12 protein-coding genes and 1 pseudogene are annotated in these 13,346 nt (G+C 42.5%); 7 read left to right on the plus strand and 6 right to left on the minus strand.

Annotation, left to right across the window (positions count from 1 at the left end):
* Positions 1-5 precede the first annotated feature (5 nt).
* The 5 genes from WAX46_RS10250 to WAX46_RS10270 all read right to left on the minus strand — a co-directional run bounded on the left by WAX46_RS10250 (position 6) and on the right by WAX46_RS10270 (position 6,052).
* Entirely contained in the window at positions 6-1,646 is a 1,641-nt protein-coding gene (locus tag WAX46_RS10250; RefSeq protein WP_376776428.1) for an AMP-binding protein, read from the minus strand.
* 42 nt (positions 1,647-1,688) lie between these two features.
* Positions 1,689-2,831 (minus strand): acyl-CoA dehydrogenase family protein, encoded by a 1,143-nt coding sequence (locus WAX46_RS10255; RefSeq protein ID WP_226567843.1) that lies wholly within the window; start codon positions 2,829-2,831, stop codon positions 1,689-1,691.
* 141 nt (positions 2,832-2,972) lie between these two features.
* Positions 2,973-4,529, minus strand: a complete 1,557-nt coding sequence (locus WAX46_RS10260; RefSeq protein ID WP_226567842.1) for a glycoside hydrolase family 10 protein — start codon at positions 4,527-4,529, stop codon at positions 2,973-2,975.
* A gap of 25 nt (positions 4,530-4,554) precedes the next feature.
* Positions 4,555-5,361: a tyrosine-protein phosphatase gene (locus tag WAX46_RS10265; protein WP_226567841.1), complete on the minus strand. Its 807-nt coding sequence runs from the start codon at positions 5,359-5,361 to the stop codon at positions 4,555-4,557.
* A 112-nt stretch (positions 5,362-5,473) separates the two neighbouring features.
* Positions 5,474-6,052 (minus strand): branched-chain amino acid aminotransferase, encoded by a 579-nt coding sequence (locus WAX46_RS10270; protein WP_336493848.1) that lies wholly within the window; start codon positions 6,050-6,052, stop codon positions 5,474-5,476.
* A gap of 125 nt (positions 6,053-6,177) precedes the next feature.
* On the opposite strand from WAX46_RS10270, the gene WAX46_RS10275 reads away from it, so the two are divergent.
* From WAX46_RS10275 to WAX46_RS10300, 6 genes and pseudogenes are all read left to right on the plus strand, one after another.
* Entirely contained in the window at positions 6,178-7,311 is a 1,134-nt protein-coding gene (locus WAX46_RS10275) for a CdaR family transcriptional regulator (RefSeq protein WP_312887863.1), read from the plus strand.
* A gap of 77 nt (positions 7,312-7,388) precedes the next feature.
* Complete coding sequence (gene glcD, locus WAX46_RS10280) at positions 7,389-8,798, plus strand: glycolate oxidase subunit GlcD (protein ID WP_336493852.1); 1,410 nt, start codon at positions 7,389-7,391, stop codon at positions 8,796-8,798.
* The gene (locus WAX46_RS10285; protein WP_226567838.1) at positions 8,795-10,141 is read left to right on the plus strand and encodes a (Fe-S)-binding protein; all 1,347 of its coding nucleotides are present in this window, start codon (positions 8,795-8,797) and stop codon (positions 10,139-10,141) included. Before glcD ends, WAX46_RS10285 begins: the two co-directional genes overlap by 4 nt.
* A 361-nt stretch (positions 10,142-10,502) precedes the next feature.
* Positions 10,503-10,601 (plus strand): annotated as a pseudogene (locus WAX46_RS10290) (UTP--glucose-1-phosphate uridylyltransferase); the annotation flags it as partial.
* 8 nt (positions 10,602-10,609) lie between these two features.
* Positions 10,610-10,852 carry a sugar phosphate nucleotidyltransferase gene (locus WAX46_RS10295; protein WP_226567837.1) on the plus strand — a complete coding sequence of 81 codons (243 nt, stop codon included), beginning with the start codon at positions 10,610-10,612 and terminating at the stop codon, positions 10,850-10,852.
* 112 nt (positions 10,853-10,964) lie between these two features.
* Positions 10,965-11,567, plus strand: a complete 603-nt coding sequence (locus tag WAX46_RS10300) for a DedA family protein (protein WP_336493853.1) — start codon at positions 10,965-10,967, stop codon at positions 11,565-11,567.
* Between the two features lie 39 nt (positions 11,568-11,606).
* On the opposite strand, the gene WAX46_RS10305 is transcribed toward WAX46_RS10300, so the two are convergent.
* Positions 11,607-12,428, minus strand: a complete 822-nt coding sequence (locus tag WAX46_RS10305; protein ID WP_336493854.1) for a uroporphyrinogen-III synthase — start codon at positions 12,426-12,428, stop codon at positions 11,607-11,609.
* 142 nt (positions 12,429-12,570) lie between these two features.
* On the opposite strand from WAX46_RS10305, the gene WAX46_RS10310 reads away from it, so the two are divergent.
* The gene (locus WAX46_RS10310; protein WP_226567834.1) at positions 12,571-13,185 is read left to right on the plus strand and encodes an acetate uptake transporter; all 615 of its coding nucleotides are present in this window, start codon (positions 12,571-12,573) and stop codon (positions 13,183-13,185) included.
* Positions 13,186-13,346 lie beyond the last annotated feature (161 nt).

The following is a 13,346-nucleotide window of genomic DNA, read 5'->3' on the forward strand; positions in this document are numbered from 1 at the left end:
TACCTTCACTCCTTTATTAGATTAAGTGCCTGTTTTTTCAGTCGAAACTTTTGAATCTTCCCTGAGGCTGTCATTGGATACTCCTCTGTAATAAAAAAGTATTTCGGGATTTTGTAGCGAGCCATTTGCTTTTGACAGTAGCTGGTTAATGTATCAATCGTGACCGTACGGCCTTGTTTCAGTCGAATGAATGCGGCCGCTTCTTCTCCATATGTCTCATCGGGAATGCCAACGACCTGTGCGTCAAGAATCGCCGGATGCGTATAAAGAACGTCTTCAATCTCTTTTGGGTAAATATTCTCGCCGCCTCTGATGATCATATCTTTGAGCCGGCCTGTGATTTTCACATAGCCGTCATGATCCATCACAGCTAAATCCCCTGTATGAAGCCAACCGTCCTCATCAATGACTTCACTTGTTGCTTCTTCGTTTTTATAGTAGCCTTTCATGACATGATAGCCTCTTGTACACAGTTCCCCTTGCTCTCCCCTTGGCACTTCATCAGGTGTGCCTGGTGCGACGATTTTAACTTCGATGTGAGGAAGAGCACGCCCAACCGTTTGAACTCGCCTTTCAAATGAATCATCAGTTCTTGTTTGGGTAATGACAGGTGAGCTTTCTGTCTGGCCATAGGCAATCGTAAGCTCCCTCAGTCCCATTTTTTCAATGACTGCCTTCATCACATGGGATGGGCAGAGCGAGCCAGCCATAATGCCCGTACGTAATGTGGACAGATCGTAATGGTGAAAATTCGGATGATCAAGCTCTGCGATAAACATCGTCGGAACGCCGTGAAGAACGGTGCACTTCTCTTTTTCAACTGTGTGCAGCACACGCTCTGGGTGAAAGGATTCAACTGGGATGATTGTTCCTCCTTTTGTAAAACAGGCAAGCACGCCTAGCACGGAGCCAAAGCAATGAAAGAAAGGAACAGGAATACACATACGGTCTCTACGGGTTAATTTCATACAATCTGCAATTTGACTGGCATTGCAGACGATATTTGTATGGCTGAGCATCACCCCTTTTGGATAGCCGGTTGTCCCTGACGTGTATTGCATATTTATGACGTCATCAGGCACTAGCTCATTCATTCGTTTCTCCCATTCATGATCCTCGGTCCTTTTGGCAGCAGTTTGAATACTGTCCCACCCACTCATGCCGTTTGGTACGTTGTTTTGGCCAATATACACGCAGCTTTTTAAATAAGGAAATGGTGCAGACGTGAGCTCACCGGGCCTCGCTGTTTGAAGCTCTGGGATCATCTCTTTAAGCATCTTGACGTAGGATGTCTCTTTAAATCCATCTACTATAAACAGCATTTTGCTATCAGAATGCTTCAATAAATAAGTGAGTTCCTGTGATTGAAAATTCGTATTCACGGTGACAAGAACAGCTCCAATGGAGGCGCAGGCAAATTGCAGGATGAGCCATTCAGGTACATTTGGTGCCATGATGGCGATATGATCACCTTTTTGAACCCCTAATGACATTAGTCCCTTTCCTGTTTCCTTGACCTCTTTATAAAACGCTTCGTATGAATAACGTAAAAAACGTTCTGGATAAACAATGGCTTCATGTGCTGGGTGTTGCTCCTTTTTCTCTCGTAATAGGGAGCCGATCGTTTGTGGATGAATCGACATTATTGCTTTCCTCCCTCATAAATAGTAAGCGCTTTTAGTAGGGCGTTAAGCTAACAGCTGTCTTGCGATGACCAGCCGCTGAATTTCAGATGTCCCTTCCCCGATTTCCATCAGCTTGGCATCTCGGACGAGTCGTTCCACACCGCATTCTTTCATGTAGCCTGTTCCGCCGTGAATTTGCACCGCATCAAGACTTGCTTTTGTCGCCATTTCAGACGCAAAAAGCTTGGCATAAGCTGCTTCTTTTGTAAACGGCTTGCCGTGATCTTTTAGCCATGCGGCTTTCCATACCATTTGTCTGGCAAGCTCTATTTGCATCGCCATATCCGCCAGCTTAAATTGAATGGCTTGAAAGGATGAAATGGTTTGGCCAAATTGCTTTCTTTCTTTTGCATAGGAAAGCGATGCATCAAGTGCAGCTTGCGCGATCCCAACAGATAAGGCGGCAATCGAAATTCGTCCACCGTCTAATGTATATAAAAACTGCTTGAATCCTTTGTTTGGGTCACCTAATATATGATGCGCTGGGACACGCACTTCGTCTAAAATGATTTCAGCAGTATCTGAACCGCGCACCCCCATTTTGTCATATGGACTTGTAATCGATAGCCCCTTTTGACCTTGCTCCACAATAAAGGCTGAGATGATTGGACGGCCGTGATCATCATGATTCGTAACGGCGGTGACGATAATGGTTCTGGCAAAGTTGGCATTTGTAATCCAGCACTTTTCCCCACTGATCACATATTCTTGTCCGTCTTTGATCGCTTTTGTTTTTGTTCCTTTTGCATCAGATCCTGCGTTTGGTTCTGTTAATCCAAATGAGCCGATTGCTGTTCCAGAAGCAAGCGGGACAAGATGATCCATCTTTTGCTCCTCTGTACCGAAATAATAAAGAGGGCTTGCGCCTAATGAGACAGCTGCGGCATAGCTAAGACCTGTACTTGCACACTGCTTTCCAATCTCTTCTACCGCTAGCGCATATGATATCGTATCTCCTCCAGACCCTCCATATTTCTCAGGAAAGGGTATGCCCATGAGGCCTAGCTCCCCCATTTTTTGAAATGTTTTGACAGGGAATTCTGCCTGTTCATCAATCGTTTGAGCGAGCGGTGCAATTTCTGTTTTAGCGAATTCTTTGACCATCTGGCGGATCATTTGTTGTTCTTTCGTTAATTCAAAATCCATCTTGCTTCCCCCTTTGGCTCTTTTCTATCATATTTATTAATTAGGGAGCTGCTTCATGCCAAGCATAATTGAATTCAGAAAATTAAAACAAGAATAGTAGAAAAAGTGAAACTGAAAAAAGCATGAAAGAAGGAAAATCCCTCATTCATGCTTTTTTCGATATTTCACTGTTTTGGTAGATGGTTTGCTTTCCTGGTGAAGGCGATTGAGGGCCGTGACTTTGTAGGTATCACTTTTTTTCTGATTCATTAAAAGGCCTTTGACAGTTGTCAGCGAGCCTTTTTCTTTTCTGACCGTTTGCAGTAATTCGTATGTCCCCTTATTCGTCAATCGATAGACTGCATAATAGGATGCAGTAGAATGCCGGTCATGTTGAATCTGTAAAGTCGAGCCGTCCGCTCTCTTTTTCACAGAATAGATGATCGGTTTTTTTGGTACTTTTTCTTGAAGCCACGGCATTTCAGGAATGATAGCTGGTTTCTTATATGCCTCATTTATTAGTCGATCCTTTACTTTCAAGGGGTTACGATTGATATCCTTTAAACTAAAATGCATACTTCCCTGCACGAGTGGAGAGAGTCGATTCAGCTCGATTTGGCGAAAATACTCCTCGGGGTCAGACCAAGCAGGATCACTGTTTTGGTTGATTTTATAAGTCGCTTGACCAATGTATAAGTGAACGGGCTTTCCCTTCACTTCATTTGACCACCATTTCGCTAGCACGTCATAGGAAGCTGCCTGAAAGCCAATGCTCCAGTAAATTTGCGGGGTCACATAGTCGATATTGTGCTTGTGAATCCACTCCCTTGTATCAGCATACAAATCATCGTAATTGGTCATACCAGCTGTGGTGTTTGAACCAGTCGGGTCATCTTTTATATTGCGCCATACACCGAATGGGCTAATGCCAAATTTCACATAGGGCTTTTCTTTTTTAATGGTGTCGTTGATCTGCTGTACCAATTGATTTACATTATGTCTTCGCCAATCTTCTATAAGTGTGAATGCTTTTTTACCGTATGTTTCATACGTTTCTTGATCTGGAAATGGCACACCGACAATCTTATTCGGATAAAAATAATCATCCATATGAACAGCATCAATATCATAATTCTTCACGACTTCTTCTATGCCGCCTACAATAAAGTTCTGAGCGTCAGGAATACCTGGATTGTAGTAAAGCTGATTTCCGTAGGCAATGGTCCAATCAGGATGTTTTCTTGCAGGGTGATCGGCTGATAACCGGCTGAGGTCAGTATGATTCATTGTGATTCGATAAGGGTTAAACCAAGCATGGAATTCCAGGTTGCGTTTATGTGCTTCTTCTATCATGAATTGAAGCGGGTCATACCCAGGATCATTCCCTTGCGTCCCAGTCAAATATTCTGACCACGGTCCGAATTCCGAAGGATAAAAAGCATCTGCGGTTGGTTTAATTTGCATGATAACGGCGTTCATATTCATCGCTTTGATCTCGTCTAACAGTTGAATGAACTCCTGCTTTTGCTCTTTGGCTGGCAGTCCTTTCTTTGATGGCCAATCTAAGTTATAGACGGATGCAATCCAAACCGCGCGCATCTCTTTACTTCCTTCAAGATTTCTTTTCGTGATTGGACGAGCCAGACTGCTAGATGGAATGAATAAAAAAACAAACATGAAAGCAAGTGTCAGAAACATGATACTGATCTTTTTCACCATGATTTTGCATCACCTCACATGAAGTTTATTCTTCGTTTGGTGATGAAATGCCAGCAGATGGTGTAAGCAAGATGTTTTTCATTTCATTCAGCTGAGCTTCAGGTACTTCGCAGGATTCAATTAAATACCGCTCTGCACTTCCGTAGGTATCCATCATCTCTTTCAGCACATCCTCAAGATAATCTTGCTGCACACCGAGCAGCGGCTGAATCTGTTCTTTTGATACCCGGTATAAACTCATCATCCGAATAAAACGTTCTTGCCTTTTGACAAGCATTTGAACCCCTTCATTTGAACGCATGTATTCACTTAAAACGGTAGGTATCGGTACACCTGCTGTTAATTGAATAAGAGCAGATAAAAACCCAGTACGGTCTTTTCCGCTCGTACAGTGAAGCATAAGTGGATAATTTTTCTCGTCTGACAGTAGTGTAAACACCTGCTGGATCTCTTTTTTACGCTCGGTGAGCATGCGCTGGTATAAATCTTTCATTATTGGCGTAAACGAGAGAGATTTCCCTTCTGTTGTCAGCATACGAAACATGGTCCGTTTGCTTGGCATCATATTGTCAGGCTGCATAGGAATATGGACAATTTTGTCCAGTTCCTTGATCTTTGATGGGTGTGATTTACGTTCTGACGTTGAGCGGAGGTCACAAATTGTTTGAATTCCCAGCTTCGAGAACAACACGATGTCTTGTTTCGTCAGACGGGATAAATCCGCGGATCTATAAATCATGCCCTGCTTGATCATCATTTTATCTGTTGTTTGAAGTCCCCCTACCTCTCTAAAATTAGAAATATTGGTAAATTGATTGTTTGACTGATTCATAGAAGTTAAAGTCCTTTCTTTTATCTTTTCTCTATTATACGCTTTTATAGAAAAGGAGAAAAGAGAAGGAAACAACCCGATGATCATGTAAGAGGAATTAGTAAAAAACGACTCAGGAATTTGAGCCGTTTTTTGATTCATTCATCTCAAGCTGCATGATCATGCGGAACAAAAATCGGTACACTGCCGATATGACGTCCATCAAAGAACTATCTTCATCGATCTCCTCCAGCTCAAGAAGCTGTATATTTACATCGAATAAACCGTCTTGTCCATTAAATTGAAGCTGGGCTCCTTCCATTTGAGACAGCATTTCTTTTAGAAAGACCATGTCTTTTTTAGGACGTTTTAATCCGAATAACACAGTATATGTTTGAAATACTTCATCCCATTCAATGGCTAATCCATCGACTTTCACCACATCAAACCACTTCGATTCAATATAAATGAATTCTTTTTGATGAATTTTCACATATGTAAGCGGTGTGTTTAAAAATGATGAGGCTTCTGTTTGAATCATTTCCTCTGATTCCTTGTCGACACGCTCTATATATACATCGCCGAAGCGTGCTTCTTCTTGAATTCTTGCCCCTTCTATGGGCCACTTTTGACGCATCGCTTCTTCATATTCAAAGTCTGTCAGCGGTTGCCCTTCTTTTAGTAAATATTGTAAGAGATTTTGCAACGACATGACTATGTCCCCTTTCATCAACTTCATTTGCATTTATTATTTTAGCATAACACACGAAAAGAAAGATATGTCTGGGCATATGATGGTATCATAGTGTAAAACAAAACATTTGGGAGGGGTACGTTTTGCTCACAATGACACTGGCAGAAAAAATCGTAAACGAAGTCAAAAAGGTGCTAACTGAGGAAATCATTATCGCACAAACAAACGGTACCATCATCGCGGCAACTGATGAAACGCGCATTGGCCAATTTCATGAAGGCGCATACCTCACATTCTTTGAAGGGCAGAAACGAATCCTCACAAAGCAGGATGAGCAGCATATGAAAGGAATTAAAGCCGGCATCAATTTGCCAATCTACTTTGAGCAAAAGGTCATTGGTGTGATTGGGATGACAGGAAATCCTCTGCATGTGTCCCCTTTTGGTGAAATTTTACGGAAAATGACGGAGCTACTCATTCAAGAACATGAATTTTTTCAAGAGACTGAAACAGATGAACGACATCTGGAAGCGTTTGTGTTTGACTGGCTTCATCTGCCGGAGACATGTATGGATATAACTGAAAAGGCAAAGCAGCTTCAAATTGATGTTGAACAGCCGCGTGTTGTGGTATTGATCGATTGTCAGAATGAATCGTTTATGAAGCAGGATCAATATAAAGCGATGAAGGCCATGCTGCACCTCACCAATCAGGAGATCATTGTGCGCTGGGGACATGCACGCTTTTTGCTGATGCTACAAACAACTGCGGATGGTCGTGAAGCATTGCAGCAGCGCCTTTTTCATATTTATGCCTCACTCGCAGCGGTTTACCCGTCGAAGATGTTGATTGGTGCGGGAAAACCAGCGGCTTCTCACTTGATGAAGCAATCCTTTCATCAAGCCTTTCGTGCATTAAAATTGGCGCATGCTGATACGCCGATCGTGTTTGATGAAGATTTGACGCTTGAACTTTTTATCGAGGAAGTCAGTCAGGAAACGAAAGAAATGTTTATTGATCGAACAATTGGGCCTCTTCTCCCCTATCCTGAACTGGTGAAAACATTGCGAATGCTGTTGACATCAGATTACTCATTGAAACATGCAGCTGAAGCCATGCATGTACATATTAATACTCTGCATTACAGGTTAAAGCGTATCCAAGATTTAACCACACTTGATCCAAAACGAATGCAAGATGCGATGCTCTTTTATTTAGCGTTGATGCTGTTAGAACATAATACAAAAAAACCAGTAAAACAGCCTAATATTTTGTAGAATCGTCCATAGTCATCAGACGATTCTTTTTTTATACTGAAAGAAACGACACGTCAAATGAGTGGGAGTGATTGAACATGTTAGATTCTGAATTTTCAAGCAAATTAAAAGAGATCGTCGGAGCGTCTTATGTACAAGACAATCAGGCAGATCGTCTTGCTTACTCTTATGATGCGACGCCTAATTTTCAGCATATGCCAGATGCAATTGTGAGCCCTTACACGGTAGAGGAAGTGCAGCAAATTGTCAGGCTGTGCGGATCATACCATGTGCCGATCGTACCGAGAGGATCAGGAACCAATCTTTGCGCAGGAACATGTCCGACGCAAGGAGGACTTGTTATCCTGTTTACAAGAATGAATCAATTATTAGAAATTGATGAAGAAAACCTCACCGCAACGGTGCAGCCAGGTTTAATTACGCAGGAGCTTATTCGTCAAGTAGAGGAAAAAGGCCTCTTCTATCCACCTGATCCAAGCTCTATGAAAATCTCTACATTAGGTGGAAATATTAACGAGAATTCAGGGGGCTTAAGAGGATTAAAGTATGGTGTGACAAGAGATTATGTTCTTGGACTTGAAGTGGTTCTGCCAAATGGTGACATCATCAAAACTGGTGGTAAACTTGCAAAAGACGTGGCTGGATATGATTTGAATCAATTGTTCGTTGGTTCAGAAGGAACACTCGGAATTGTCACAGAAGCAACGATGAAGCTCTTGCCGCTTCCAGAAACAAAACAAACGATGCTTTGTTTATACGAAAGTTTAGAAGAAGCCGCTACTTCTGTCTCTGCCATTATTGCTGAGCGTATCATTCCTGCTACATTAGAATTTATGGATCAGCCTACCCTTGAAGTGGTTGAGGATTTTGCGAATATCGGGCTGCCTACTGAAGTTCAAGCGGTGTTAATAATCGAACAGGACGGTATCCCCGAGGCTGTTTCACGTGATATACAAAAAATGGCGCAAGTCTGTGAGCAACACGGGGCAAAAAGAGTGAATATTGCACATTCTGAAGAAGAGGCTAATGCGCTATTAACGGCAAGACGCTCCGCTTTATCAGCCCTTGCCCGGTTAAGCCCCACAACGATTTTAGAAGATGCGACAGTACCTCGGTCTGAGATTGCCAACATGGTTCGTGCGATCGAAGAAATTGGTCAAATGTATCAAGTCAAAATCTGTACGTTTGGGCATGCTGGGGATGGGAACTTACACCCCACTTGTGCGGCGGATGCAAGGAATGGAGAAGAAATGAAACGCGTGGAAGAAGCCTTTCAGGCCATATTTGAAAAGGCAGTGTCGCTTGGCGGCACTATTACCGGTGAACATGGAGTTGGTCTGATGAAAGCCCCCTATTTGGAGCTGAAGGTCAAAAAAGAAGGAATCGCTGCAATGAAAGCGATTAAAGAGGCACTGGACCCAACAAATATCATGAACCCTGATAAAGTGTTTGGAAAAGCAGTAAGAAAGCGGGTGGTGATCTCATGACCTCTTCTTTTGAAAACAAACAAATTCAGCAAAAGTTCCAGCAGCAAATGGATGAAAAAGAGCTGCTCAATTGTATGCGATGCGGCTTCTGCCTCCCTTCCTGCCCTACTTATATTGAATCAGGCCAACAAGAAACGCATTCACCCCGGGGGCGAATTGCTTTAATGAAGGCGGTAAGAGACGGCGTCATTGAGCCAGGTGAAGATGTTGAACATTCGCTTAATCTTTGTCTTGGCTGCCGTGCATGTGAACCGGTCTGCCCTTCTGGCGTCAAGTATGGGCGGTTACTTGAAGATGCTAGAGACATCCTTCAGCAGCATAAAAAACAATCGTTCCCTATTCATTTGATGAGGCGTGCTGTTTTTAAAGGTCTCTTCCCTTCACAAAGTCGTATGCGACAAGCCGCAGGGTTACTAAGGTTTTATCAAACATCCGGTCTGCAAACAGCCGCCCGCAAAACTGGCATGCTGAAGGTGCTTCCCTCCCATTTACAGTTGATGGAATATGCTCTCCCAAAGGTACCGCATCAAAAGAAAAGCCGTTTGAATGAATACAAAGCCATTGGTCCAACAAGAAAACGTGTGGCATTTTTTTCTGGCTGTTTAATGGACACGGTTTTTTCTAGCACAAACGAAGCGACGATCCATCTCCTGCAGCTGGCAGGCTGCGACGTTGTCATCCCTCCTAAACAGACGTGCTGCGGAGCGCTCCATGGCCATAGTGGTGAAAAAAAGCAATCGAAACAGTTAGCAAAACGGAATATTGAAGCATTTGAAGAAACGGATGTAGATGCCATTGTCATGAATGCAGGCGGGTGCGGTGCCTTTTTAAGTGATTGCGATCATTTGCTTCAGGATGATCCAAATTTACAAAAGCGAAGTGAAACCTTCTCGAAGAAAATAACGGATATATCAGACATACTTGTGGAGCTTCAGTTTCATCATCGCACGCCATTGGCCTTGCCAGAGCAAGTCATCACCTACCAAGACTCCTGTCATTTACGAAATGGAATGGGTGTAATAAGCGCGCCAAGAGTGCTCATGAAAGCAATAAAAGGTGTGACGTTTAGAGAAATGAAGGATGCAGATCGATGCTGCGGCTCAGCAGGTATTTACAACATCTTACAGCCAGAGATGTCGATGCAAATTTTAGATCATAAAATGACTGAAGCAAGTCATACAACAGCAGCCGCGATTGTTACATCTAATCCAGGCTGTCAGTTGCAAATGGTTGCAGGCATCAAACGATCAGGGCACACGCCCAGCATGAGAGCCGTTCATCTAGCTGACTTTTTATTAGAAGCCGTCCAATATGGAAAAGAAGCGTCCAGCTCATCAAGCTGAACGCTTTTTATGCATACCTTTAGATAATTTTTGGCATTATTAGTGCACAAGAAGTATTTGTTGAGGTGCTTTCTGCTTTGTCCTCCATTTCCTTGCACAATGACTTTCCTATAGTGCAAGGATGCTGAACAGCTACATTTGGAATTGAAAATGGACGGTTCAAGTGAAAAAAGAGCTGACAAGTGAGAATGGATCAATGGGAAAGTATGTCTTCTAACCTTTCTTGTCTTATATGTCAATATAATTACAAGTTTTTTCATTATTCATTAATAAAGCGGTGCCACCCTTATTTCTTTTACTGGAAGCCTTGTTTGGGTCTTTCAAACAGGAAATAAACCATCAGAAATGGAGCGTTGATTCAATGAACATCAAAAAAGCCGTGATTCCCGCAGCCGGATTAGGTACACGTTTTTTACCAGCTACTAAAGCACAGCCAAAGGAAATGCTGCCTATCGTCGACATGATGTAATGGTATCAGACAAGCCCGCCCTCTCTCAGCTCATGGAAGTCTATGAAGACAAACAAACAGAGGTGAGAGAAAGTGGATCGTCTAGATGTCAGAAGTATGGTATGATAAGACCAGCTAGATTAGAAGGTCGTGTGTTTGAAGTCACAGACTTGGTGGAAAAGCCAGCCATTCATGAGACGCCTTCCGATTTAGCCGTGATGGGCATGTATCTTTTAACTCCATCGATTTTTTCTGTTTTTTAGAAAGAATCAGTAGAGGAGTATATACCAAGCATACTCATGAGAGAAGCAAAACAAGCATAGGCTCTTATAAAGATGTTTTAAGAAATTCGTATTTAAAGGCAGAGTGAAATAAATGGGAACCTTTTTTCATGAAATTTTAACCTGGCTGACAAGCCTTGGATACATAGGGGTTGCAATTGGACTGATGATTGAAATCATTCCGAGTGAAATTGTTCTTGCCTATGGAGGATATATGGTATCAACAGGAACCATTGGTTTTGTTGGGGCTGTCGTTGCTGGAGTCATTGGAGGAACGCTCGCCCAGTGTTTTATTTACTGGATTGGTCTTTACGGCGGTAGACCTTTTTTAAAAAAGTACGGGAAATATTTATTCATCCACGAGCATCATATTGCCACTGCAGAGCGCTGGTTTGATCGGTATGGAACCGGTGTGGTGTTTACAGCACGCTTTATCCCTGTTGTACGCCATGCCATCTCGATTCCAGCGGGCATTGCCAAAATGCCATTTTTCAAATTTGTTCTCTTGACGGGATTAGCTGCGATCCCTTGGTCCATCTTATTTATTTATCTCGGTATGCAACTTGGGACAAAGTGGGATCACATTCAAAGTGTTGCCCACGCTTATACAACACCTATGATGGCCATTGCCATCGTCCTTATCGTTCTGTATTTCGTACTGAAAAAAACCAGCACGAATCGAAAACGGACACACTAACGAAAACGCCTTCCACTCATACTGTGAAAGGCGTTTTTTCTATGAGTGTGTCGATTGTTTTTTCATATATTGGGATAATTCCAAAATCATTGCACCCATTCTCTCAAGTGACGGGGCAAGAATGCGGTCTACTCCCTCTTCTTTTAAAGCTTCAGATGTGACTTTCCCGACAGCCACAGGCATCACATGATGCTCAAATAGATCTTGCAGTTCTTCTTTTCTGCCCCATTTTGCTGCTAGTTTGAAAAAGGCATGAACCTGGACAGCGGTCGTAAAACAGACGGCATGAACCTTTCTTTCTTTCATTTCTTGAAGCAAAGTTACAGCAGCCTCTGGTTTAGGAGGCGTATGCTGATACGGTAACAGCGGCAAAACGTCTGCCCCCTTATCATGTAAAAACTGGATGAGAGCTGGCGCATTTTCGCCGTGAAGCTGCACCATGACTCGTTTACCTTGAAACGCTTTGTCTTCAAGCTTTGAGATGAGGTCACGAACGGTTCCATCTTCATCAGAGACGTCTGGCTGAATGCCACGTTTTTTTAAAGCAGCAAAGGTTTTGTACCCTCTTGAAGCGATGCGGGCATTTGATAAAATGTTCATAAATGCATCTCCAAGATTTAGCTCTTCGGCACTTTCAATTAATGTATCTGTGCCGATGCCCGTTGTTAAAATCACCCAATCGGCTCCTTGTTTCACAAAGGTTTCGATGCCTGGCTGTAACTCCTCTTTTGCTAAAAACACTGTTCCTTGAAGAGAACGAATAACGGCTTGTCCTCCTTGCTTTTCAACAAGTGTACGCATTTCCTCTGTTTTTCTCGTTCCACAAATGGCAATTGTTTTACCAGCTAAGCCTTTACTCATTCTATCCCTCTTTTTCTATTACAAATTATATGTATTAAATATAGATTTATTTGGTAGACGTTGCAAGTGTCTACTAAAAAAGAGCTTGACGTTTCTATCGAATTCGAGTATCTTTTGTAAGTGCAAATTGTAGGAGGTCATTATGGAAAAACAGAATGTTCAAGCAATTCGATTATCAATTGCAGACCCAACACCACTTGGTTTGTTTGGTTTGGCAATGGTGACGCTCGTTGCGTCCTCACAAAAACTAGGAATAACAGATGGCACTTCCCTTATCTTACCTTGGGCTATCTTCCTTGGAGGAATCGCACAGCTTATTGCGTCCATACAAGATTCAAAGCATCGTAATATTTTTGGCGCCACTGCTTTCGGTGCATTCGGTCTTTTTTGGATGGGCGTTGGAACCACTTGGCTCATTCAAGCTGGCGTTTTTGGGGAAACGCTTGCGGGAGCTGCGGATCCAAAACAACTAGGTTTTGCTTTTATTGGTTATTTGATTTTTAGCTTATTTATGACAATCGTTGCAATGGAAACACATAAAGTGTTATTTATGATTTTCGTCTTTATTGATTTCTTATTCATTGGCCTGTCCCTTAGCTCGTTTGGTGTGATGTATGATGTTACGCATACCATTGCAGGCATTTCAGAACTCATCATTTCTCTTCTTTCGTTTTATGGTTCTGCAGCCGTTGTACTCAATACGCATTTTGGCCGTACTGTGCTTCCGGTTGGACAACCATTTCGCATTTTTACATAGTATAAATGAAAAGGAAAGGCTTTATCAGCCTTTCTCAGACCGTAGACAAACCCCACCTTTACTTCAAGTAAAAGTGGGGTTTTCACTTATTTTGATAAAATTTATCAGTTGTCTTACGCTGGACATGGTCCTTTCCATGTCCAGTTTGCTAGCTTTTTGAG

Source organism: Bacillus sp. FJAT-53060, assembly GCF_037104745.1.
In the GTDB taxonomy this organism is placed as follows: Bacteria; Bacillota; Bacilli; order Bacillales; family Bacillaceae; genus Bacillus; species Bacillus stratosphericus_B.